This window comes from Kribbella sp. HUAS MG21, assembly GCF_040254265.1.
Classification (GTDB): Bacteria; Actinomycetota; Actinomycetes; order Propionibacteriales; family Kribbellaceae; genus Kribbella.
The window spans coordinates 3,372,617-3,396,131 of the sequence record NZ_CP158165.1 but is presented as its reverse complement, the minus strand read 5'-3'; the positions used below and the strand labels follow the sequence as shown (position 1 = coordinate 3,396,131).

The window sequence follows — 23,515 nt, the reverse complement described above, 5'->3', positions numbered from 1 at the left end:
CTTCACTGGGAGAGTTCCCGGCTTCCCTAGGGTCACCCGCGTGACCAAGTTTCTGCCTTTGATCAGCCAGCTCGGCACCCGCCACGGCTCCCGGTCCTTCCGCACCTGCGAGCACAAGTGCGCCAACCAGTGCGACCACCCGGAGCCGAACACCTCCGGGAACGAGCACATCCAGAGTGTCATGCGGTCCGCGTTCAGCCGCCGGAAGGTGCTGGCCATCGGCGCTGCCAGCGTCGGCGCCGCGGGCGTCGCCACGCTGGCCGTCAACGCGCCCGCGATCGCCGACCAGACCGGCCGCGGCGCCGGCTCGGGCAGCGGCTCCTTCCCGGGCTTCCCGCAGCGCGGTGAGCTGACGCACGGCGTCGTACCGCCGAACCGCCAGGACGACATCGTCGTACCGCGCGGCTACGAGCAGGCCGTGATCATCGGCTGGGGCGACCCGGTGCTGCCAGGCGCGCCGAAGTTCGACGTGAACAAGCAGACGCCCGAGGCGCAGGCCAAGCAGTTCGGGTACAACAACGACTACACGATGGTCGTGCCGCTCCGGGACGACCGGAAGGCGCTGCTGGTCTGCAACCACGAGTACACCGACGAGTCCCTGATGTTCCCGACCGGCAAGTACGACGACATCACGACCAAGAAGATCGCGATGGCCGCGCACGGCATGGCCGTCGTCGGCATCGAGCGGGTCGGCCGCAGCGGTCAGTGGAAGCGCGACAAGTCGCTGCCGAAGTACAACCGCCGGATCACCGTGAGCACCGAGTTCGAGGTGACCGGTCCGGCCGCGGCCGACGCCCGGGTCGGCAAGAAGGCGTTCGGCACGATCGGCAACTGCGCCGGCGGCGTGACGCCGTGGGGCACGATCCTGTCCGGCGAGGAGAACTTCCAGGGGTACTTCGACGTCTCCGGCACCGTCGCCGCCGAGCACGTCACCAGCTTCAAGCGGTACGGCGTACCGACCACCAAGACGACGCAGAAGGGCTGGAGCACGGTCGACGCGCGGTTCGACCTGACCAAGACCCCGACCGAGGCGTACCGGTTCGGCTGGATCGTCGAGGTCGACCCGTACGACCCGGCCTCGACGCCGAAGAAGCGCAGCATGCTCGGCCGGCTCAAGCACGAGGGCGCCACCATCACCTTCACCGCCGACGGCCGGATCGCGGCGTACACCGGTGACGACGAGCGCGGCGAGTACATCTACAAGTTCGTCTCCAAGGGCAAGTACGACCCGAAGAACCGCAAGGCGAACTTCGGCCTGCTCGACGAGGGCACCCTGTACGTGGCGAAGTTCACCGGTGACGGCGCCGGCGACGGCCTGTACGACGGCACCGGCCAGTGGATCCCGCTCACCTCGGACACGGAGTCGTTCGTCCCCGGGATGAGTGTCGCCGAGGTCCTGATCAACACCCGGCTGGCGGCCGACAAGGTCGGCCCGACCCGGATGGACCGTCCGGAGGACATCGAGCGCAACCCGCTGACCGGCCGGGTGTACGCGGCCCTGACCAACAACTCCAACCGCGGCGGCACCTTCCCGGTCGACGAGGCGAACCCGCTGGCCAAGTCGCACGTCCGCGACACGCTCGACGGGCCGCTGGTGGAGAAGTCCGGCAACCGCAACGGGTACATCCTGGAGCTCAGCGAGGAGGGTGACGACGCGGGCAAGACCGGCTTCGGCTGGACCCTGTTCCTGGTCTGCGGCGACCCGGCCGCGCAGGAGACGTACTTCGGCGGCTTCGACAAGTCGAAGGTCAGCCCGATCTCCTGCCCGGACAACGTCGCCTTCGACGGTTCCGGCAACCTGTGGATCTCCACCGACGGCAACGTGCTCGGCGCGAACGACGGCATCTTCACCGTCCCGGTGGCCGGCCCGAACCGCGGCCAGGTGAAGCAGTTCCTGTCCGTCCCGTTCGCCGCCGAGGCCTGCGGCCCGCTGGTGTCCGACGACGACAAGACCGCGTTCGTCGCCGTCCAGCACCCGGGCGAGACCGACGACGCGACCTTCGAGAAGCCCACCTCGACCTGGCCGCACACCGACCCGTTCCCGCGCCCCGCGATCGCCTGCGTCTGGCGCCGCGACGGCGGCCGCGTCGGCAGCTGATCCCCGAGAGGCCCGGCGCCTGTGGTGCCGGGCCTCTTGACCGGCGGTATCTAGGACATTTAGTATCCAGGTTGTGAAGATGAACGAGGGCGTCGAGTGGGCGATGCACAGCTGTGTGAATCTCAGCTTCGTGCCCGGCGAGGCGGTCACCGCCAAGCGGCTCGCGGCCTTCTACGACCTGCCCACGGCGTACCTGAACAAGCAGCTCCAGGCGCTCACCCGGGCCGGCATCCTCACCTCGGTCTCCGGACCGAAGGGCGGCTTCCAGCTCGCCCGCGACCCGCGCGACATCTCGCTGCTCGACATCGTCGTCGCGATCGACGGGCCGGACGACGCGTTCCGGTGCACGGAGATCCTCAAGGACGGTCCGGGCGGTGACGCCCGGGTCGACTACACCAGGATCTGCATCATCTCGCAGGCGATGCGCGGCGCCGAGCTGACCTACCGCCGCGAGCTGGCGGGCCGGTCGATCGCGGACATCGCCGCCGAAGTGGTCCGCCTGCACCCGAACGCGCCGGACAACGCGCGCCACCGGTTCGCCAACCTGAAGTCCTGATCTTCCTTCCCCTTTCGCGCTCTTTCGCCAGGAGTTGATTCTGGATGTCTAATATCCTGAATAAGTCGATGATCCTCGCATTGCTCGCGTTCGCGCAGCTGATCATCGCGATCGACTACACGATCGTGTTCGTCGCCGTGCCCGACATCGGCCGCGAGCTCGGGTTCGCGGCCCACAACCTGCAATGGGTGGTGAGCGGGTACGCCGTCGTGTTCGGCGGCTTCCTGCTGCTCGGCGGGCGGATGTCCGACCTGCTCGGCCGGCGCCGGATGTTCGTCCTCGGCCTCAGCCTGTACGGCGTCTCGTCGCTGGCCGGCGGGCTCGCGACCGAACCCGGGCTGCTGGTCGGCGCCCGGGCGGTGCAGGGCTTCGGCGGTGCCGTCCTCGCCCCGGCGACGCTGTCGTTGATCGGCACGCTGTTCGCCGAAGGGCGGGAACGCAACCGCGCGTTCTCGGTCTGGGGCGCGGCCGGTGGCAGCGGTATGGCGCTCGGGTCGTTGCTGGGCGGCGTACTGACACAGGCGTTCGGCTGGCCGGCGATCTTCTTCGTGAACGTTCCGCTGGCGGCTGCCGGGGTCGTTGCCGCGGTGGTGCTGATTCCGCGTGACGGCGGGACCCGGAGCGGGCGGCGGTTCGACGTACCTGGTGCTGTGGCCGCGACCGCGGGGATCACGGCGGTGGTGTTCGCGCTCGTACAGGGGCCGGCGACCGGGTGGAACGCTGCGAGTCTGCTCGCCGGCGGGGTTGGCGTCGTACTGCTGGTGGCGTTCGTGATGATCGAGTCGCGGTCGGCGGATCCCTTGCTGCCGTTGGGATTGCTGCGGATCCGGAGCTTGCGGAACGGGGTTACCGTGATCGCGCTGTTCGCTGCGACGCTGGGGTCGTTGCTGTACTTCGAGACGCTCTACTTCCAGGACGTGCACGGGTACAACGCCTTGCAGACCGGGCTCGCGTACCTGGTGCCGACGGTCGCGATCTTCGTCGGCGCCAACCTCGGCGGCCGGGTCGCGACGCGCTTCGGCCTGCACGTGACGCTCGCGACGAGCCTGGCCGTCGCCGCGGTCGGGGTCGCGTGGCTGGGCCTGGCGATCTCGACGAGCGCGTCGTACGCCGCCATCGTCCCGGCGCTGCTGATCCTGGGCCTCGGCCAAGGCAGCGCATTCACCACCATGTACGCCGCCGCGTCGACCGGCGTAGCTCCCGAACACCAGGGCATAGGCTCCGGCGCCGCCTCCACAGGCCAACAGGTCGGCAACGCGATCGGCCTCGCCCTCCTGGTCGCGATCGCCAACCAGTCCGACGCCTTCACCGGCCTCCGCACCGCCATCCTCATCACCGCCGCCGGCGTAGCCCTGACTGCCCTGACAGCCCTAACCGGCCGCCGCACCCCCGCGCTCGTCCCCACGCCCTGAAGAGTCCACCAATCTGGGGAGCATTTCTTCCCTCTCCGGGAGGGAAATCCTCCCCAACCCAACCCCACCCACGGGGCGTCGTCGCCGAGTCGTGGACAAAGGTTCCGGGCCCGTTCGCCCAGTCGTGGAAAGTGGCTGCCCGCGCGCTGCCAGAACCCACGACTCGACGAAGCGGAGCGCCGGCATCACGAGGAGCTAGGTGGCTCCGCCCGAAATTCATCTTCGAAGGAGATTTGCTATGACCGTTCTGATTCGTGCCGGTGAGGCTGAGCAGTTGGCAGCAAGTGGCGTCAGCCTGCTGGCCGACGTACCGGACACCGGCGGGCACCTGACCAGCCACCGGTCGGTCTTCCAGCCCGGCAAGGAAGGTGCTCCGCCACATCTGCATCGTGAGGCTGCTGAGCTGTTCTTCGTGCTGAAAGGCACGCTGCGGGTACTGGTCGGCGCCGAGATCCTCGAGCTCGGGCAGGGCGACTTCCTGCACGTCCCGCCCAACACCCCACACGCCTTCGAGGCTGCGGGTGACGAGGCGGCCGAGGTCCTCTTCGTCCTCACCCACGCCAAACCCCGCTTCGGCTACTACCGCCTCCTGGAGTCCGCCTACCGCGGCGAAACCACCTGGCCCGAGGTAGCCAAGACCAGCACCCTCTACGACAACCACTACGTCGAAAGCCCCGCCTGGCAAGGGCGTTGACCTGCAGCGACCGTTCGGCGACCGGCAGCAACTGGTCAGGCGGCTGGGCGTGAGGTGCGACACGGGATGTCACAGTCCGGGGTGCTGCGGGGTCGTATGTATGACCGAGGGAGGTCGGGCATGCAGAGTCGATGGGGCAGTCTGCGGGCGAAGGTGTTTCCGGATCACTGGTCGTTGTTGTTCGGCCAGATCGCGTTCTACAGCTTTGTGGTGCTCGTGCTCAGCGGGGTGGTGCTGACGCTGCAGTACGAGCCGTCGACAGCGCCGGTGGTGTACGACGGGCCGTACGGGCCGCTGCGCGGGACCGAGATGTCGCGGGCGCTGGACTCGACGCTCGCGATCACGTTCGAGACGCGTGGTGGGTTGCTGGTGCGGCAGATCCATCACTGGGCCACGTTGATCATGGTGGCGGCGATCACGCTGCACCTGTTGCGGCTGTTCTTCAGCGGCTCGTACCGGCGGCCGCGGCGGCTCAACTGGCTGGTCGTCTTCAGCCTGCTGATCGTCACGCTGGGCGCCGCCCTCACCGGTACGTCGCTGCCGGACGACATGGCGTCCGGGACCAGCCTCGCCGTCCTGGACGGTGTGCTGCAGGCGACCCCGGTCATCGGCTCGGCGCTGTCGTACCTGCTGTTCGGCGGCGAGTTCCCCGGCAACGTGCTCACCTGGTTCTACCCGCTGCACATCGTCGTACTGCCGCTGCTCATCGTCGCGCTGTTCGTCGCCGTCGCGGTGCTCGCGCTCAAGCACAGCCCGAAGCGAGCGAAGCGGAAGTCCCCGGTCGCCGCGGTGAAGAGCGCCGGCCTGTTCTGCTTCGTGGCCGGGGTCTCGGTGCTGATGGCCGCGACCGCGACCATCAACCCGGTCTGGCTCTACGGCCCGGCCGATCCCGCCGACACCTCCGCCGGCGTCGGCCCGGCGTGGTACCTCGCCTTCCTGGACGGCTCGCTCCGGCTGGCACCGGGCTGGGAGGTCGTGTGGTGGGGCAAGACGATCAGCCTGGCGGTGCTGCTGCCGGTCGCGGCCTGCACGCTGTTCCTCGTGATCGTCGCCGTCTACCCGTTCCTCGAGGAGCGGCTGATCGGCGTACCGAAGGACCAGTCCGAGCGGCCGCGCGACAACCCGACCCGCACCGGGATCGGCGTCGCCGGGATCACCTTCTACGGCGTCCTGTGGGCGGCCGCGGGCGCCGACACCATGGCGCTGCAGTTCCATCTCTCGGTCAACACCTTGCTGCGGGTGTTCCAGGTCCTGCTGATCGTTGGTCCGCCCGCCGCACTCTGGATCACCCGCCGCATCTGCCTCGGCCTCCGGCAACAGGACAAGGACGTCGCCGAACACGGTATCGAGACCGGCCGGATCGTGCGGCTGCCGAGCGGCGGGTACGTCGAGGATCACCGCCCGTCGACACGCCAGCTCACCGCACGGTGAGTCCCGGATCCACGGCGGCCGCCGCGCCGCCGTGGATCCGGCCCGCGGTCGTGGACAACGGGCGCGCGCTCGCGGCGTTCCGGGTCGCGATGATCTCGGCCGCGATCGAGATCGCCGTCTCCTCGGGGGTGCTCGCGCCGAGATCCAGCCCGGTCGGCGACGACAGCCGCGCGAGCTCGTCCTCGGTCACGCCGGCCTCCCGGAGCCGCGCGACCCGGTCGTCGTGCGTACGCCGTGACCCCATCGCGCCGACGTAGCCGGCATCCGTACGCAAGGCCAGTCGCAGCAGCGGTACGTCGAACTTCGGATCGTGGGTCAGCACGCACAACGCCGTACGGCGGTCGACCTCGACGCCGGCCAGGAACCGGTGCGGCCAGTCGACCACGATCTCGTCCGCCTCGGGGAACCGGGCGCGGGTGGCGAAGACAGCACGCGCGTCGCACACGGTCACGTGGTACCCGAGGAACTTCCCGACCCGCGCCACCGCCGCCGCGAAGTCGATCGCGCCGAACACGTACATCCGCGGCGGCGGCGTGAGCGCCTGCACGAACACCGCGACGTCCGTACGGCGGCACTCGCCGCGCTCGCCGTACCGCCGGATCGCGGTCGTCCCGCTGTCGAGCATCGCCACCGCGTCCTCGACCACCGCCGCGTCGAGCCCCGCATCGCCCAGACTGCCGAGCACCCGATCGGGCTCGACGACGAGGCGCCGCCCCAACGTCTCCCCCGCCGTGACGACGGTTGCCACCGCCACCGGTCGCCCCGCTTCGATGCCGGCGGCAACCGATGCGAACTCCGCGTACGTCACCGGGTCGACCGGCTCCACCAGGACCTCGATCACGCCGCCGCAGGTCAGCCCGATCGCGAACACGTCCTCGTCGGAGACGCCGTACCGCCGTACCGCCGGCACCCCGGTCCGGATGACCTCGAGCGCCACCTCGTACACATCCGACTCGACGCAACCGCCCGACACGCTGCCCACCACGACACCGTCGGCAAACACCGCCATCGTCGCGCCCGGCGGCCGCGGCGCCGAGCGGAACGTACTGATCACGGTCGCCAGCGCGAACCTTTCACCAGACCACCGGCCGACGTGCGCGAGGACGTCACGCACCCATGTCCTCCGCGGCCGCCTTCAGCGCGTCGCGGATCCGGGAGTACGTCCCGCACCGGCAGATGTTGCGCAGCTCGTCGAGGTCCGCGTCGGTGAGCTCGCGGCCCTCCGCCTTTGCCTGCCGGACCTTCGCGACCGCGGCCATGATCTGGCCGGGCTGGCAGTACCCGCACTGGGACACGTCGTACTTCAGCCACGCCTCCTGCATCGGGTGCAGGTCCTTGCCGACCGTCGCCGGCAGCCCCTCGATCGTGGTCACCTCGTCCGCGGCGTCGATGTCCTTGACCTGCACCGAACACGGATTGAACGCCTTGCCGTTGATGTGCGACGTACAGGACTTGCAGACCTCGATCGCGCAGCCGTACTTCGGTCCGGTGACGCCGAGCAGGTCGCGCAGGACCCACAGCAACCGGACGTTGTCCGCGGCCTCGACGCTGATCTGCTTGCCGTTGAGCTTGAAGGTGTGCGTTGGCATGGGTTTCCTCAGAACGTGTGGTCGAGGCCGTCGGTCGGCGACTGCGGGGTGGACGGCTGCAACGGCAGCGGCTCGAACCCGAGCTTGCCGTGGTTGATCGGGAAGAACGTCGGCAGCGTGCCGGTCGCGCGGGCATACGCGCACGCGACCGCGGCGAACGCAGGCGCCACCGCGAGCTCGCCGGCGCCGCTCGGGCTCTCGCTGGTGTTCGGCATGATCACCACCTCGACATCCAGCGGCGAGTTCCACTCCCGGGTGTAGAAGTAGTTGTCCCAGCTGCCCTCGAGCGGGATGCCGTCCTTGATGTGCAGGCTGGACGTCAGCGCCAGCGCGATCGCGTCCTGCAGGCCGCCGATCATCTGCGCCTCGAGACCCCGCGGGTTGATGCAGAACCCGGGATCGACGACGATCACCGCCTTGGTCACCCGCGGACCGGTCACACCCTCGCCCTCGACCGGCCGGTTCACCGTCTCCGGCCGGCAGTCGATCTCGACCAGCGTCGCGACCGCGGCACGGTACTCCGAGTGCACACCGACGCCCTGCGCCGTGCCCTTCGGCATCGCCTTGCCCCAGTCGCCGACCTCGGCCGCCTTGTTCAGCACCGCGAGCAGCCGCTGGTCCTTGAGGAAGTTCCGCCGGAACCGGACCGGGTCCTGGCCCATCCTCGCGGCGAGCTGGTCGACCATGAGTTCCTCGGCGCAGACCACGTTCGGCGAGTAGATGTTGCGCATACTGCCGGTGTTGAACTTCAGCGGGATCTCGTTGAGCAGCTGGGTCGTGACACCGAAGTTGTACGGCGACGTCTGGGTGAGCGCGAAGATCGTCTGCGCGAACGACAGGTTGCCGGCGACCGGCAGGTCCGCCGCGTACGCGGTGATCATCTCGCCGAGGCCGTGCCCGAAGTCGGTCTCCACGCTGGTGTGCCGCTGCTCGTAGCTGAGCACGTTGCCGCCCAGGTAGTTCACCCGGACGCGCGACGTACACATCGGGTGCGTGCGGCCCTGCCGGAAGTTGTCGGTCCGGGACCAGGACAGCTTGACCGGCTTGCCCATCTTCTGCGAGATCTCCGCCGCCTCGGCAGCGACGTCGTGGAACAGGTGCCGGCCGAACGAGCCGCCGCCCTGGGTGACGTGCACCTTGACGGCGTCCAGCGGCAGGCCGAGCTGCTTGGCGATGTCGGTCTGGGCGACGATCGGTACCTTGAGGCAGGACCAGATCTCGGCGCTGTCCGGGCGGACGTCCGCGATCGCGCAGTCCGGCTCGAGCGGGCTGTTGCTGGCGAACGCGAACACGAACTCGGCGTCGATCGTCTTCGCCAGCAGCGGCGGGACTGTCATCGGCAGCTGGGCCGCGCGCAGCTTCGCCAGCACGGTCGCGTCGGACTCGTCGTCCACCGTGCCCGGGCCCCAGGTCGCGTCGACCTGCTGGATCGCGTCGATGCACTGCCCGAAGGTCTCGCCGCGGATCGCGACACCGTGGGTGATGCCCACGACGTCGGTGATCCCCGGCATCGCCTTCAGCGCGGCCAGGTCGTTGATCGAGCGCAGCGTGCCGTTGATCGTCGGCGGCCTGGCCACCATGGTGGGCTTCGCGCCCGGCACCTGGAGGTCCATCGCGAACTGCTTGCGCCCGGTGATGCTGTCCAGCGCGTCGACCCGGGTCCGCGGCCGGCCGAGGATCTTGAACTCCGAGGGGTCCTTGAGGTGAGCGGACACCGCGATCGTCGTGGCGCTCGCCGCGGCCTCGGCCAGCGAGCCGTACGACGCCGTCCGGCCGCCCGGGCTGCTCACCACGCCCTTGCGGGTGGTCAGCTCGGCGGGCTCGGCGCCCCAGCGCTCCGCGGCCGTCTCGACCAGGCGCTGCCGGGCGATCGCGGCCGCCGTACGCACGGGGAGGTACATGCTGCGCATCGAGTTCGACCCGCCGGTGAGCTGGTTCATCAACAGCTCCGGCCGCGCGTCGGCGAGGGTGATCTCGACCTTGCTCATCGGAAGATCCAGCTCTTCCGCCACCATCATCGCGAACGCGGTGGTGATCCCCTGCCCGACCTCGCACCGCGGTACGGCGAAATGTGCGGTCCCGTCGCCCTTGATCTCCACGGTGATCAGCCCGGACGTCGGCGCGGCCGCGAGGTTCTGCAGATCACCGAGATCGAAGATGTTCTCCGGCTGCGGCAACGAGGGGATCGCCGCATCGGCGGTGCGCGGATCCGCCGACCCCGCCGCCCAGCTCACACCGACCGCCAGCGTTGGCGCGGCAATCAAATACCCGAGAACGCGCCGCCGGCCCAGCAGGCCACGCCCGTCCGCAACCTCCCCGCTCGATGACTGCGACGAACGTCGGTGTCCGGCCATGCGCTCGACCATGTGGGTCCTCCGTGCTTGAGCGAAGCTGCGAACGCAAGCCTCACGTGCACAACGCGCCGACCCCCCGCTCAGTCACGCACCGAAGAGATGAGACAGTCTCAGTTCTTGTTGCTCCGAGCAGGCGTACTCCGGCACCGTCAAGCAGGTCGAGCCGAAGGCAACCAGGCCGCCGAGTCGTGGAAAGCGGCTGTGATTTGGCGCCGAAATCCACGACTCGGCGACGGGGGTCGCAGCCATTTGCCACGACTCGGCGCAGGACGAGCGCTGTCGAGACGGGTTCGAGCGAGCGGCGGGCTGTTGGACGTTGGTACGCCGCCCTGACCAGGCGCAGCGCACCCAGGCCGTCGCAGGCCGTTGACCGATCGTTCCTCGGGAGGCGAGGTCGATGCCGACCGCCACAGGCCCGCCGAACTCGGGCTCCCACCCAACTCCCACTCTATTTTCTGTTTTCCTTTGCTTCTTTCTTTGTCCTCTTGCTTTGCCGACCTGTCACCGGCGCACCGAGGCCAGCCCGGTGCCCAACCCTCTATCCTTCGCTGATCTTTCTTGTTCTTGTTCTAGACCGAGCGGGTGGCTACCAGGTCGCAGAGGGCGTCGAGGGCGTCTCGGCCGGGGCCGGCGGGCAGGGTGGTGAGGAGTTTGCGGGCGTCGGCGGCGCGGCGGCGTACGTCGTCCTCGGCCTGGCGGAAGGCGGCGTGGGAGCGGAGCAGCTCGAGGGTCTCCGCGAGGCGGGCGTCGTCGGAGAGGTCGGAATCCAGGAGCTCCAGGAGGCGGGCGTCCGTGGGGTCCGCCGGGTTCGCCTGGGCGCGGAAGATCAGCACCGGGAGGGTCGGGACGCCCTCGCGGAGGTCGGTACCGGGGGTCTTGCCGGACTGGCCGGACTCGGACGCGATGTCGAGCAGGTCGTCGGCGAGCTGGAACGCCACGCCGATCTCCTCCCCGAACGCCCGCAGCGACTCCTGCACCTCGTCCGGGGCACCGGCGTACCGGGCGCCGAACAGCGCGGACGTCGCGATCAGCGAACCGGTCTTGTCGGCAACCACCGACAGGTAGTGCTTGAGCGGGTCCTGGCCCTCGCCGACCCCGAGGGTCTCGCGGATCTGGCCCTCGACCAGCCGGCCGAACGTGCGCGCCTGGATCCGGACCGCTTCCGGCCCGAGATCCGCGACCAGGTCCGACGCGCGGGCGAACAGCCAGTCACCGGACAGGATCGCGACCGAGTTGTCCCAGCGCGCGTTCGCGGTGGACGAACCGCGGCGCAGCGCCGCCTCGTCCATCACGTCGTCGTGGTGCAGCGTCGCGACATGAGTAAGCTCGACGACCACCGCCGACTTCACGACGTCGTCGGACGCCGTGTCGGCCCCGAACTCGGCCGCCAGCAGCACCAGCAGCGGCCGGAACCGCTTGCCACCGGCAACCATGACGTGCTGCGCGGCCGCGGTGACGAACGGCGCCTCGGACTGTGTCGCGTCGAGCAGGGCCTGCTCGACACGCTCCAGACCGGCACGAACCCGGGACTCGAGCGCCGCGTCGGCGAACTCGAATCCCAGGCTCTCGGCCGGCAGCGGGGTCGGACTCAACGGATGAACTCACCAGCTCGGGCCGCCAGCTCCAGCACCGGTCCGGGGACCAGGCCGAGCACCACCGTGGCGGCGAGACCCAGGGCGACCGCCGACGTGGTCTGCCAGCCCGGCAGCGCCACGTCCGGCGCGTCGGCCGGCAGGTCGGAGAAGAACATCAGCACGATCACCCGGACGTAGAAGAACGCGGCGACCAGGCTGGACAGTACTGCGACCACGACCAGCGGCCACGCGCCGCCGGTCCAGGCCGCGCTGAAGACCGCCCACTTGCCGGTGAAGCCCGCAGTCAGCGGGATACCGGCGAAGGACAGCAGGAAGAACGCGAAGATGCCGGCCAGCAGCGGCGACTTCTTGCCCAGGCCCGCCCAGCGGGACAGGTGCGTCGCCTCGCCGCCCGCGTCGCGGACCAGCGTCACGACCGCGAACGCGCCGATCGTCGGGAAGCCGTACGACACCAGGTAGAACAGCACCGCCTGGGTCGAGGTGATGCCGTTGTGGACACCGCTCCCGGCCTGCGCGAGGCCGACGAACGCGGTCAGCAGGAAGCCCGCGTGCGCGATCGACGAGTAGGCCAGCATCCGCTTCACGTCGGTCTGGGTGATCGCGACGATCGAACCGACCACCATGGTGAGGATCGCGACGATCCACATCATCGGCGCCCAGTCCCAGCGCGTGCCGCCGAGCGCGACGTAGAAGACCCGCATCAGGCCGACGAACGCCGCGATCTTCGTGCAGGCCGCCATGAACCCGGTGACCGGGGTCGGGGCGCCCTGATACACGTCCGGCGTCCAGGAGTGGAAAGGTACGGCGCCGACCTTGAACAGCAGGCCGACACCCAGCAGACCGGTCCCGGCCAGCAGGATGGTGTCTCCGCCGGTCTGCGAGGCCAGCGCGTCCGAGATCCCGCCGAGCGACATCGTGCCGGCGTACCCGTACAGCAGCGCGATGCCGAACAGCAGGAACGCCGAGGAGAACGCCCCGAGCAGGAAGTACTTCATCGCGGCTTCCTGCGAGATCAGCCGGCGGCGCCGCGCCAGCCCACAGAGCAGGTACAGCGGCAGCGAGAACACCTCGAGCGCGACGAACAGGATCAGCAGGTCGTTCGACGCCGCGAACAGCATCATGCCGCCGACCGCGAACAGCGTCAGCGGGAAGATCTCGGTGTGCTCGACCCGAGCCGCCGTCCCCTCGCGCTCCGCCTCGGACCCCGGTACGGCGGCCGCCTGGCCGGCGAACGCGGACAGCCCGCCGTCGATCGAGCGCTCCGCGAACAGCAGCACGCTGATCAGCGTCAGCGCCAGCAGGATGACCCAGGTGAACAGCGCCGGGCCGTCGACCGAGATCGCGCCCTGGGCGGCCAGCAGCTCCTTCTTGTCGTTCATCAGGATGCCGGCCAGCACACCGGAGACGACCACGGCGACCACCGTGATCGACAGCTGCACCAGGTGCCGCAACGGCCGCGGCAGGAACGCCTCGACCAGGACCCCGACGCACGCCGCGCCGAACACGACGAGCAGCGGAGCCAGCTCGTTGTACTCGATCTTCGGCGCCGTGAAGTCCGCCAGCGGCAGCAACATCGCGCTCACTTCTGTCCCTCCGTCACGGGGATCTGCGGTGCCTTGTCGGTCACGCCGACCCGCTGCATGGTCTCGTCGACCGCGGGCTTGATGATGTCGACCACCGGCTTCGGGAAGATGCCGAGGCCGATGATCAGGACCACGAGCGGCGCGATCGCGAGGATCTCCCGCGGGTTCAGGTCCTTGAGCTTCTCGACGCCGTCACGGACCGGGCCGGTCATCGTGCGCTGGTACATCAGCAGGATGTACAGCGCCGCCAGCACGATACCGAGGACGGCGACCACCGCGATCACCTTGTGCCGGCTGAAGGTTCCGGCCAGCACCATGAACTCGGAGATGAACGGCGACAGGCCGGGCAGCGCGAGGCTGGACAGGCCGGCGAACAGGAACGTCCCGGCCAGCACCGGCGCGACCTTCTCGACGCCGCCGTAGTCGGCGATCCGGGCGGACCCGCGCCGGGAGATCAGGTACCCGGCGACCAGGAACAGCGCCGCCGTGGAGAGCCCGTGGTTGAACATGTACAGCGTCGACCCGGTCAGGCCCTGCGACGTCAGCGCGAAGATGCCCATCACGATGAAGCCGAAGTGCGAGATCGAGGTGTACGCGATCAGCCGCTTGATGTCGGTCTGGCCGATCGCCAGCAGGGCGCCGTACAGCACCGAGATCAGCGCCAGCACCAGGACGACCGGGGTGGCCCACTCGGACGCGTTCGGGAACAGGCCCAGGCAGAACCGGATCATCCCGAAGGTGCCGATCTTGTCCAGGATGCCGACCAGCAGCACCGACGTCCCCGGCGTCGCCTCACCGGCCGCGTCCGGCAGCCAGGTGTGGAACGGCACCATCGGCGCCTTCACCGCGAAGGCGAAGAAGAAGCCGAGGAACAGCCAGCGCTCGGTGTTCTGGCTCAGGTCCAGCTTGACCATGTCGGCCAGCAGGTACGACGGGTCGCCCGCCTTCGCGGAGACGACGTACAGGCCGACGACCGACGCCAGCATCAGCAGACCGCCGAGCAGCGAGTACAGCAGGAACTTCACCGCGGCGTACGAACGCTGCGCACCGCCGAAGCCGCCGATCAGGAAGTACATCGGGATCAGCGTGGCCTCGAACAGCACGTAGAACAGGAACACGTCGGTGGCGGCGAACACGCCGATCGACAGCGCCTCGAGGCCGAGAATCCAGGCGAAGAACGACTTCTCCGACCAGCGGCCGTGCTGCGCGTCGTTCCAGCTCGCGATGATCACGACCGGCGTGAGCAGCGCGGTCAGCACCACCAGGACGATGCCGACGCCGTCGAGGCCGAGCGCGTAGTGCGCGCCGAAGGCCTTGATCCAGGTGTGCGTCTCGGCGTAGTCCTCGGCGCCGTTGCGGTGGTAGCCGATCGCGACGATCGCGGTCAGCACCAGCGTCACGAGCGAGAACCCGAGCGCGACCTGCTTGGCCGTCAGCGCCTTCGCCTTCGGCACCAGCATCGTCGCGATGGCCCCGACGAACGGCAGGAGCAGTAACAGGGTCAGCCAACCGATGTTCACGACAACCTCACCGCGAGGAGGGCGACGACCACGAATGCGGCGCCGAAGACCATGCTGAGTGCGTACGAACGGACGAAGCCCGTCTGGAACCGGCGGAGCCGGCCGGACAGCCCGCCGAAGAGTGCGGCCAGCCCGTTGACCAGGCCGTCGACGCCCCGGTTGTCGAGCCAGACCAGCGTCCGGGTCAGGTACTGACCGGGGCGCATCAGGACCGCCTCGTTCAGCGCGTCGCCGTACAGGTCACGCCGCGCGAACCGGGTGACCGGCGAACCGACCGGCGCCTCCCGCGGGATGTCCCGGCGGTACATCAGCACCGAGATCACGATGCCGACGGCAACCACCGCGAGGGTGATCAGCGTCATCACCAGCGCGCTCACCGGCGGGTGGTGCTCCTCGTGGCCGACGACCGGCTCCAGCCAGTCGACGATCCAGTGGCCGGCGAAGTACAGCGCGCCGCCGCCGAGCGACAGCGCCGCCAGGATGATCAGCGGCCAGGTCATCACCGCGGGCGACTCGTGCGGGTGCACCTCGTCGGCCCAGCGCTTCTTGCCGAAGAACGTCATCAGCATCACCCGCGTCATGTAGAACGCGGTGATCCCGGCGCCGAGCAGCGCGCACAACCCGACGATCGTGTTGTCCGCGAACGCGGCCTCGATGATCTTGTCCTTGCTGAAGAAGCCGGCGAACGGCGGGATGCCGAGGATCGCCAGGTAACCGAAGGCGAAGGTCACGAAGGTGATCTTCATCGGCGTCCGCAGGGCTCCGTAGTGCCGCATGTTCACGTCGTCGTTCATGCCGTGCATCACCGAGCCGGCGCCGAGGAACATGTTGGCCTTGAAGAAACCGTGCGTGAGCAGGTGGAAGATCGCGAACACGTACCCGGCCGGGCCGAGGCCGGCGGCCAGCATCATGTAGCCGATCTGGCTCATCGTCGAACCGGCCAGCGCCTTCTTGATGTCGTCCTTGGCGCAACCGATGATCGCACCGGCGAGCGCGGTGACCGTACCGACGATCACGACCGCCGTGGAGGCCGCCTCGGTGTGCTCGTAGATCGCGTGCGAGCGGGTCACCAGGTAGACGCCCGCGGTGACCATGGTCGCCGCGTGGATCAGCGCCGACACCGGGGTCGGGCCCTCCATCGCGTCCAGCAGCCAGGACTGCAGCGGCACCTGCGCGGACTTACCGCAGGCGGCCAGCAGCAGCATCAGGCCGAGCAGCGTGGCCCAGCTGCTCGAGAGACCCTCGGCGCCGGCGTCGACGGTGGCGAACGCGGAAGAGCCGAACAGCGCCCACATGCTCATCACCGCGAGCGACAGGCCGATGTCACCGACCCGGTTCACCACGAACGCCTTCTTCGCGGCGACCGCGGCCGAGTCCTTGTGCTGCCAGAAGCCGATCAGCAGGTACGACGCCAGACCCACGCCCTCCCAGCCGACGAAGACCAGCAAGTAGTCGGCGGCCAGCACCAGCAGCAGCATCGCCGCGACGAACAGGTTCAGGTACCCGAAGAAGCGGCGGCGGCGCGGGTCGTGCTCCATGTAGCCGATCGAGTAGATGTGGATCAGCGAACCCACACCGGTGATCAGCAGCACGAACAGGATCGACAGCGGGTCGATCAGCAGCGTGAAGTCGACCTTGATGTGGCCGACCGAGAACCACTCGAACAGCCGGACCGTCTCGGACCGCTCCTCGCCGTCCTTGCCCTGCATCTGGAAGAACAGCAGGACGCCGCAGACGAAGGAGATCACCGGCGCCAGCGTGCCCAGCAGGTGACCCCATGCGTTGGTGGCCTTGCCACCGAGCAGCAGGATCGCCGCGGACAGGGCCGGCACCGCGACCAGCAGCCACGTCAGCTCATGACTCATCGGTGATTACCTCAGTACTTGAGCAGGTTGGCGTCGTCGACCGAGGCCGAGCGACGGGTGCGGAAGATGGCCATGATGATCGCCAGGCCGATCACGACCTCGGCCGCGGCCACCACCATCACGAAGAAGGCGGCGATCTGGCCGTCGAGGTTGCCGTGCTGGCGGGCGAAGCTGACGAACGCGAGGTTGGTCGCGTTCAGCATCAGCTCGACGCACATGAAGACGACGATGGCGTTACGGCGTACCAGCACGCCGAGCGCGCCGATACTGAACAGGATCGCCGCGAGCACGATGTACGGCTCGGTGGTCATGCGCGTCCTCGCTTCGCTCCGGGCGCGCATGACCGAAGGGTGCTGTGTTTGATGGTTCGCTCGCTGCGCTCGCTCACGGCTTGTCCTCCTCGCCAACGAATCCGGTCGTGTCGGTGCTCTCTGCCTCAGCGGGGTACTGGTCGCCGAGGTCGAGCTCGCGCACCTCTTCGACGTCCGCGCGCTCCTCGTCCTCGGGGAACACGGTGCCACGCGCCTGCAGCACCCGCGAAACCGAGGTCGGTGCGATCGACCCGTCGGGCAGCAGCGCCGGGGTGTCGACGGCGTTGTGCCGGGCCAGCACACCGGGGGTCGGCAGCGGGCCCGGGTGGATGCCCTGCTCGGCGTACTTGCGGATCCGCTCCTCGGCGTGGTCGCGCTGGGTGCGCTTCTTGGTCAGCCGCTCGCGGTGCGCCAGCATCATCGCGCCCATCGCCGCGGTGATCAGCAGCGCCGACGTGACCTCGAAGGCGAACACGTACTTGCCGAACAGCAGCTGCGCGATGCCCTTCGGGTTGCCGTCCGGCTGCGCCTCGGCGAGGCCGGTCGGGTTCCCGTAGATCGCGTTGCCGACCGCGGCGACCAGCAGGATGCCGAAGCCCAGGAACGCGAGCCCGGCGAGCAGCCGCTGGCCGCGGATCGTCTCGACCAGCGAGTCCGAGGCGTCGACGCCGACCAGCATCAGCACGAACAGGAACAGCATCAGGATCGCGCCGGTGTAGACGATGATCTGGACCGCGAACAGGAACGGCGCGTCCTGCGCGGCGTACTGCACCGCGAGGCAGATCATCACGGTCGCCAGCAGCAGCGCCGAGTGCACCGCCTTGCGGACCAGCACCATGCCGATCGCGGCCAGCACCATGATCGGGGCCAGCATCCAGAACGCGACCTGCGAGCCGGTGACGAGACCGATCACTTGGTCTCACTCCCCTCGGTCTTCGCGGCCGCACCGGTCAGGCCGAGGTAGTAGTCCTTCTCGGTCGTGCCCAGTTGCATCTCGTGCGGCGGCTCCTGCATGCCCGGGAGCAGCGGCGCCAGCAGGTCCTTCTTCTCGTAGATGAGGGACGCGCGGCTGGTGTCGGCCAGCTCGTACTCGTTGGTCATGGTGAGCGCCCGGGTCGGGCAGGCCTCGATGCACAGACCGCAGAGGATGCAGCGCAGGTAGTTGATCTGGTACACCCGGCCGTACCGCTCGCCCGGCGAGAACCGGTCGCCCTCGGTGTTGTCGGCGCCCTCGACGTAGATCGCGTCCGCGGGGCAGGCCCACGCGCACAGCTCGCAGCCGACGCACTTCTCCAGGCCGTCCGGCCAGCGGTTCAGCTGGTGCCGGCCGTGGAACCGCGGGGCGGTCGGCTTCTTCTCGAACGGGTACTGCTCGGTGAACACCTTCCGGAACATCGTCCGGAAGGTGACCCCGAACCCGGCTACCGGGTCCCAGAGGGACTCTTTGACACTAGCCATTGCGGGCTTCCTCGCTTCGGCTCGGAGTGTTGACGGCCATCGGTGGAGGCACCGGGAAGCCGCCGGCGAAGGCATCGAAGTTCTCGGCGCGAGATTCCTCGGTCGGCTTCTCGGGCTTCGGCTTCTGCGGCACGAACATGCTGGCGACCGCGATCACCAGCACCACCGCGGCGGCGATCAGCAGCGTGCTGCGGCTGAACGTCGTCTCGCGGCCGACCGCGCGGACGGTGGCGACCAGCAGGATCCAGGCCAGCGAGATCGGGATCAGGATCTTCCAGCCGAGCTTCATGAACTGGTCGTAGCGCAGTCGCGGCAGCGTTCCGCGCAGCCAGATGTAGAAGAAGATGAAGCCCATCAGCTTGCCCATGAACCACAGCACCGGCCAGTAGCCGGAGTTCGCGCCGTCCCAGATCGAGATCGGCCACGGGGCCCGCCAGCCGCCGAGGAACAGCGTGGTGGCCAGCGCGGACACGGTCGCCATGTTGATGTACTCGGCCAGGAAGAACATCGCGTACTTGATCGAGGAGTACTCGGTCAGGAAGCCCGCGACCAGCTCACCCTCGGCCTCCGGCAGGTCGAACGGCGCCCGGTTCGTCTCGCCGACCATCGAGATCACGTAGATCACGAACGACGGGAACAACAGGAACGCGTACCACCCGGGGAGCGGGATGTCGGCGCCGAACAGTGTCACGGTCTGGTGCGACTGCGCCGCCACGATCTCCGAGGTGGACATCGAACCGGCGAACAGGAACACGGTCACCAGCGCCAGGCCCATGCCGACCTCGTACGAGATCATCTGGGCGCTGGAGCGCAGGCCGCCGAGCAGCGAGTACGTCGAGTTCGACGACCAGCCGCCGAGCACGATGCCGTAGATGCCGATCGAGGCGACCGCCATCACGTACAGCACCGAGACCGGCAGGTCGGTGAGCTGCAGCCGGGTGTAGGTGTCGGTGAACGGGATCTTCACCGTCGGCCCGAACGGGATCACCGCGAAGGTCAGGAAGGCCGGCACCGCGACGATCGCCGGCGCCAGTACGAAGACGATCCGGTCGACGCCCTTGGGCATCAGGTCTTCCTTGAGCATCAGCTTCACGCCGTCGGCCAGCGACTGCAGCAGACCCGCGGGTCCGTGCACGTTCGGGCCGATCCGGTGCTGCATCCGCGCCACCACCCGGCGTTCCCACCAGATGTTGAACAGCGTCAGCACGACCAGGAAGACGAAGATGAAGAGGACCTTGATGAGGATGACCCACCAGGGGTCGTTCCCCACCCCCGCGTCCGGCACCGCGAGCGGGATGTGACTCATGCGTTCCCTCCGGCGATCGTCACGATCGAGCCATGGTCGGCGTGCAGCGACCGGCGGACGTGGGAGTCGGCCGAGTTGGTCGGCAGCCAGACCACGTTGTCGGTCATCGGGGTGATCACGACCGGCAGCCGGATGCTCCCGGCGTCCGTGCTCACCACCAGCTCGTCGGCGTCGGCGACGCCGATCCGGTGCGCGGTGGTCAGCGAGATCCGGGCGACCGGCTTGCGCGCGGTCGCGGTCAGGTGCGGCTCACCGTCGCAGGCGCGGCTGTCGTCGATCAGCATCCGCCAGGTCGCGAGCCGGGTGGAGTCGAACGCGCCCAGCGCAGGACCGGCCTGGTACGTCGGCTCCTGCGCCCGGTCGCCGTCCCAGCGGCCGAGCTCGTCGTACTCCCGCTTCGCGCCCTCGGGCGTGCTGAACCCGAGCGACCGGTCCATCTCCTGCGCCAGCGCGGCCAGCGCCCGCACGTCCGGCATCGCGGCCGGCACCTTGAGCACCACCGGGAACGGCCGCTCGCGGCCCTCCCAGTTCACGAAGGTGCCGGACTTCTCCACAGGGGGTACGACGGGGAACACCACGTCGGCGTACTCGGTGACCTGCGACTTGCGGACCTCGAAGCTCACCACGAACGGCGCCGCGTCCAGTGCGGCCAGCGCCGCGGCCGGGTCCGGCAGGTCGTCGATCTCCACGCCCGCCACCACCAGCGCGCCGAGCGATCCGGCGCTGTGCTGTTGAAGATTGGCGACGATCTCGCCGAGGTCCTTGCCGACCTCGGACGGCAGGTTCTCGACGCCCCAGGCGGCCTGCATGTCGACGCGCGCCTGCGGGTCGGTGACCAGGCGGCCACCGGGCAGCAGGCCCGGCAGGCAGCCGGCCTCGAGCGCGGCCCGGTCACCCGCACGCCGCGGGATCCACGCCAGCTGGGCACCGGTGTCGAGCGCCAGCCGCAGCGCCGCCGAGTAGCCGCCCGGCGCGCTCGCCAGCCGCTCGCCGACGATGATGATCGAGTCCGGGCCGAGCGCGGCCAGCGCGGCCGCTCCGGCCTCACCGGCGTTGCCGAGGTCCGCGAGCACGGCGGCCTCGGTGCCGGGCGAGCCGTGCACGACGACGCCGTCCAGCTTCTCCACACCGCGCGACGCGTACGCCGCGACCGTGAACACCTTGGTGCCGTGCGTCTTCACGCCCTTGCGGATCCGGAGGAACACCGACGGCGCCTCCTCCTCGGGCTCGAACCCGGCGAACAGCACCGAGCCGGCCTTCTCGAGGTCCGCGAACGTCGTCCCGAGACCGGTGCCGGCCACCGCGGCGGCGAGGAAGTCCGCCTCCTCCGCCGAGTGCGGGCGGGCCCGGAAGTCGATGTCGTTCGTGCCGAGCGCGACCCGGGCGAACTTCGAGTACGCGTAGGCGTCCTCGAGGGTCAGACGGCCGCCGGTCAGCACCGCCGCGTTGCCGTGCGCCGCCGTCAGCTTCTCGGCGGCGAAGCTCAGCGCCTCCGGCCAGGACGCCGGCCGCAGCTCGCCGTCCTCGCGGATCAGCGGGTGCGTCAGCCGGTCACCGGTGGACGCGTACTGGAACGCGAACCGGTCCTTGTCGGAGATCCACTCCTCGTTGACCTGCGGGTCGTCGCCGGCCAGCCGGCGCATCACCTTGCCGCGCCGGTAGTCGACGCGGATCGCCGCACCGGAGGAGTCGTGCTCGGCCACCGACGGCACCGAGACCAGGTCGAACGGCCGCGACCGGAAGCGGTACGCCGCACTCGTCAGCGCGCCGACCGGGCAGATCTGGATGGTGTTGCCGGAGAAGTAGCTCTCGAAGGGCTCCTTCTCGTAGATGCCGACCTGCTGCAGCGCGCCGCGCTCGATCAGCGCGATGAACGGGTCACCGGCGATCTGCTCGGAGAACCGCGTGCAGCGCGCGCAGAGGATGCAGCGCTCGCGGTCCAGCAGCACCTCGGCCGAGATGTTGATCGGCTTCGGGTACGTGCGCTTGACCTCGGTGAATCGGGACTCGCCGGCGCCGTTGCTCATCGCCTGGTTCTGCAGCGGGCACTCGCCGCCCTTGTCGCAGACCGGGCAGTCCAGCGGGTGGTTGATGAGCAGGAACTCCATGTTGCCGTGCTGCGCCTTGTCGGCGACCGGCGAGCTCACCTGGGTGCGGATCACCATGCCGTCGGCGACCGTCAGCGTGCAGGAGGCCTGCGGCTTCGGCATCCCGCGGCCGTTGCCGGCGTCGACGACCTCGACCAGGCACTGGCGGCAGGCGCCGACCGGGTCGAGCAGCGGGTGGTCGCAGAACCGCGGGATCTGGATCCCGATCTGCTCGGCGGCCCGGATCGCCAGGCTGTTCTTCGGAACCTTGACCTCGATGTCGTCGATGGTGACCGTGACCAGGTCGACCTTCTCGACCTCGCCGGCCGGCGGGTTCGCTTGGATCGTCATGCGCTAGCTCCAGCAGTCGCGAAGACAGTGCTTGCCATCGGGTCGAACGGGCAGCCGCCGTGCTCGAAGTGCGCCAGGTACTCGTCCTTGAAGTGCGCGATCGAGCTGGTGATCGGCGCGGTGGCACCGTCACCGAGGGCGCAGAACGACCGGCCGAGGATGTTCTCGGACAGGTCGAGCAGGACCTCCAGGTCCTCCTCGGAGCCCTGGCCCTTCTCCAGCCGCTCGAGGATCTGCACCAGCCACCAGGTGCCCTCCCGGCACGGGGTGCACTTGCCGCAGGACTCGTGCTTGTAGAACTCGGTCCAGCGCAGTACGGCGCGCACCACGCAGACGGAGTCGTCGAAGATCTGCAGGGCCTTGGTGCCGAGCATCGAGCCGACCGACCCGACGCCCTCGTAGTCCAGCGGTACGTCGAGGTGCTCCGCGGTCAGCAGCGGCGTCGAGGAACCACCCGGCGTCCAGAACTTCAGCGTGTGGCCCTCGCGGACCCCGCCGGCCAGGTCGAGCAGCTCGCGCAGCGTGATGCCGAGCGGCGCCTCGTACTGCCCCGGCCGGGTGACGTGCCCGGACAGCGAGTACAGCGTCATGCCCTTGGACTTCTCGGTGCCCATCGAGGAGAACCAGTCCGGCCCGTTCTTCAGGATGACGGGAACAGACGCGATCGACTCGACGTTGTTGATGACAGTGGGGCAGCCGTACAAGCCCGCGACCGCGGGGAACGGAGGACGCAGCCGGGGTTGACCGCGACGTCCTTCCAGCGAGTCCAGCAGGGCCGTCTCCTCGCCGCAGATGTAGGCCCCGGCGCCGGCGTGCACGACCACGTCCAGGTCGTAGCCGCTGCCGAGGATGTTCTGCCCGATGAGGCCGGCGTCCTTGGCCTCCTGGACCGCCTGCTGCAGCCGGCGGATCACGTGCAGGACCTCACCGCGCACGTAGATGAACGCGGCCGACGCGCGGATCGCGTAGGACGCGATGATGACGCCCTCGACCAGCGTGTGCGGCGAGGCCATCATCAGCGGGATGTCCTTGCAGGTGCCCGGCTCGGACTCGTCGGCGTTCACCACGAGGTACTTCGGCTTCGGGTTGTCCTGTGGGATGAAGGACCACTTCATCCCGGTCGGGAAGCCCGCGCCACCACGGCCGCGCAGGCCGGAGTCCTTGACCGCGGCAACCACGTCGGCCGGCTGCATCGTGAGCGCCTTGCGCAGCGCGTCGTACCCGCCGGTGCGCTGGTACGAGGCCAGCTGCCAGGCGTTGATCTGGTCCCAGTTGTCGGACAGTACCGGGGTCAGCGTGGTCATG

At 69.1% G+C, this 23,515-nt stretch carries 18 protein-coding genes; 5 read left to right on the top strand and 13 right to left on the bottom strand.

The features are described from left to right. The first annotated feature begins 40 nt into the window (after window positions 1-40). The 5 genes from ABN611_RS16595 to ABN611_RS16575 all read left to right on the top strand — a co-directional run bounded on the left by ABN611_RS16595 (window position 41) and on the right by ABN611_RS16575 (window position 6,191). Window positions 41-2,098: a PhoX family phosphatase gene (locus ABN611_RS16595; RefSeq protein ID WP_350280775.1), complete on the top strand. Its 2,058-nt coding sequence runs from the start codon at window positions 41-43 to the stop codon at window positions 2,096-2,098. A gap of 79 nt (window positions 2,099-2,177) precedes the next feature. After that, window positions 2,178-2,654 (top strand): Rrf2 family transcriptional regulator, encoded by a 477-nt coding sequence (locus tag ABN611_RS16590; RefSeq protein WP_350281651.1) that lies wholly within the window; start codon window positions 2,178-2,180, stop codon window positions 2,652-2,654. A 68-nt stretch (window positions 2,655-2,722) separates the two neighbouring features. Then, a complete protein-coding gene (locus tag ABN611_RS16585) occupies window positions 2,723-4,066 on the top strand; it encodes an MFS transporter (RefSeq protein ID WP_350280774.1) in 1,344 nt (447 codons plus the stop codon). A 238-nt stretch (window positions 4,067-4,304) separates the two neighbouring features. Beyond that, window positions 4,305-4,760: a cupin domain-containing protein gene (locus tag ABN611_RS16580; protein ID WP_350280773.1), complete on the top strand. Its 456-nt coding sequence runs from the start codon at window positions 4,305-4,307 to the stop codon at window positions 4,758-4,760. Window positions 4,761-4,880: 120 nt separating this feature from the next. Next, window positions 4,881-6,191 (top strand): cytochrome b, encoded by a 1,311-nt coding sequence (locus tag ABN611_RS16575; RefSeq protein ID WP_350280772.1) that lies wholly within the window; start codon window positions 4,881-4,883, stop codon window positions 6,189-6,191. On the opposite strand, the gene ABN611_RS16570 is transcribed toward ABN611_RS16575, so the two are convergent. From ABN611_RS16570 to nuoF, 13 genes are all read right to left on the bottom strand, one after another. Beyond that, window positions 6,178-7,305, bottom strand: coding sequence for an XdhC family protein (locus ABN611_RS16570; RefSeq protein ID WP_350280771.1), 1,128 nt, complete (start codon window positions 7,303-7,305; stop codon window positions 6,178-6,180). The two genes, ABN611_RS16575 and ABN611_RS16570, sit on opposite strands and share 14 nt — an antisense overlap. Next, window positions 7,298-7,780 (bottom strand): (2Fe-2S)-binding protein, encoded by a 483-nt coding sequence (locus tag ABN611_RS16565; RefSeq protein ID WP_350280770.1) that lies wholly within the window; start codon window positions 7,778-7,780, stop codon window positions 7,298-7,300. The genes ABN611_RS16570 and ABN611_RS16565 overlap by 8 nt, the downstream gene beginning before the upstream one ends. Window positions 7,781-7,788: 8 nt before the next feature. After that, window positions 7,789-10,014 (bottom strand): molybdopterin cofactor-binding domain-containing protein, encoded by a 2,226-nt coding sequence (locus ABN611_RS16560; RefSeq protein ID WP_350280769.1) that lies wholly within the window; start codon window positions 10,012-10,014, stop codon window positions 7,789-7,791. Window positions 10,015-10,703: 689 nt separating this feature from the next. Continuing rightward, window positions 10,704-11,726, bottom strand: coding sequence for a polyprenyl synthetase family protein (locus ABN611_RS16555; RefSeq protein ID WP_350280768.1), 1,023 nt, complete (start codon window positions 11,724-11,726; stop codon window positions 10,704-10,706). Continuing rightward, window positions 11,723-13,303 (bottom strand): NADH-quinone oxidoreductase subunit NuoN, encoded by a 1,581-nt coding sequence (gene nuoN / locus ABN611_RS16550; protein ID WP_350281650.1) that lies wholly within the window; start codon window positions 13,301-13,303, stop codon window positions 11,723-11,725. Before nuoN ends, ABN611_RS16555 begins: the two co-directional genes overlap by 4 nt. Before the next feature lie 5 nt (window positions 13,304-13,308). After that, the gene (locus ABN611_RS16545; RefSeq protein WP_350280767.1) at window positions 13,309-14,832 is read right to left on the bottom strand and encodes an NADH-quinone oxidoreductase subunit M; all 1,524 of its coding nucleotides are present in this window, start codon (window positions 14,830-14,832) and stop codon (window positions 13,309-13,311) included. Further along, on the bottom strand, window positions 14,829-16,697 hold the full coding sequence (gene nuoL, locus ABN611_RS16540) for an NADH-quinone oxidoreductase subunit L (RefSeq protein WP_350280766.1): 1,869 nt from the start codon (window positions 16,695-16,697) through the stop codon (window positions 14,829-14,831). The genes ABN611_RS16545 and nuoL overlap by 4 nt, the downstream gene beginning before the upstream one ends. 11 nt (window positions 16,698-16,708) lie before the next feature. After that, the gene (gene nuoK / locus ABN611_RS16535; protein WP_130384807.1) at window positions 16,709-17,008 is read right to left on the bottom strand and encodes an NADH-quinone oxidoreductase subunit NuoK; all 300 of its coding nucleotides are present in this window, start codon (window positions 17,006-17,008) and stop codon (window positions 16,709-16,711) included. 73 nt (window positions 17,009-17,081) lie between these two features. Continuing rightward, entirely contained in the window at window positions 17,082-17,921 is an 840-nt protein-coding gene (locus ABN611_RS16530) for an NADH-quinone oxidoreductase subunit J (protein WP_350280765.1), read from the bottom strand. After that, complete coding sequence (nuoI, locus tag ABN611_RS16525; protein WP_350280764.1) at window positions 17,918-18,466, bottom strand: NADH-quinone oxidoreductase subunit NuoI; 549 nt, start codon at window positions 18,464-18,466, stop codon at window positions 17,918-17,920. The genes ABN611_RS16530 and nuoI overlap by 4 nt, the downstream gene beginning before the upstream one ends. After that, a complete protein-coding gene (gene nuoH, locus ABN611_RS16520; RefSeq protein ID WP_350280763.1) occupies window positions 18,459-19,772 on the bottom strand; it encodes an NADH-quinone oxidoreductase subunit NuoH in 1,314 nt (437 codons plus the stop codon). The genes nuoI and nuoH overlap by 8 nt, the downstream gene beginning before the upstream one ends. Next, window positions 19,769-22,210, bottom strand: a complete 2,442-nt coding sequence (locus ABN611_RS16515; RefSeq protein ID WP_350280762.1) for an NADH-quinone oxidoreductase subunit G — start codon at window positions 22,208-22,210, stop codon at window positions 19,769-19,771. Before ABN611_RS16515 ends, nuoH begins: the two co-directional genes overlap by 4 nt. After that, window positions 22,207-23,514, bottom strand: a complete 1,308-nt coding sequence (nuoF, locus tag ABN611_RS16510; RefSeq protein WP_350280761.1) for an NADH-quinone oxidoreductase subunit NuoF — start codon at window positions 23,512-23,514, stop codon at window positions 22,207-22,209. The genes ABN611_RS16515 and nuoF overlap by 4 nt, the downstream gene beginning before the upstream one ends. Window position 23,515 lies beyond the last annotated feature (1 nt).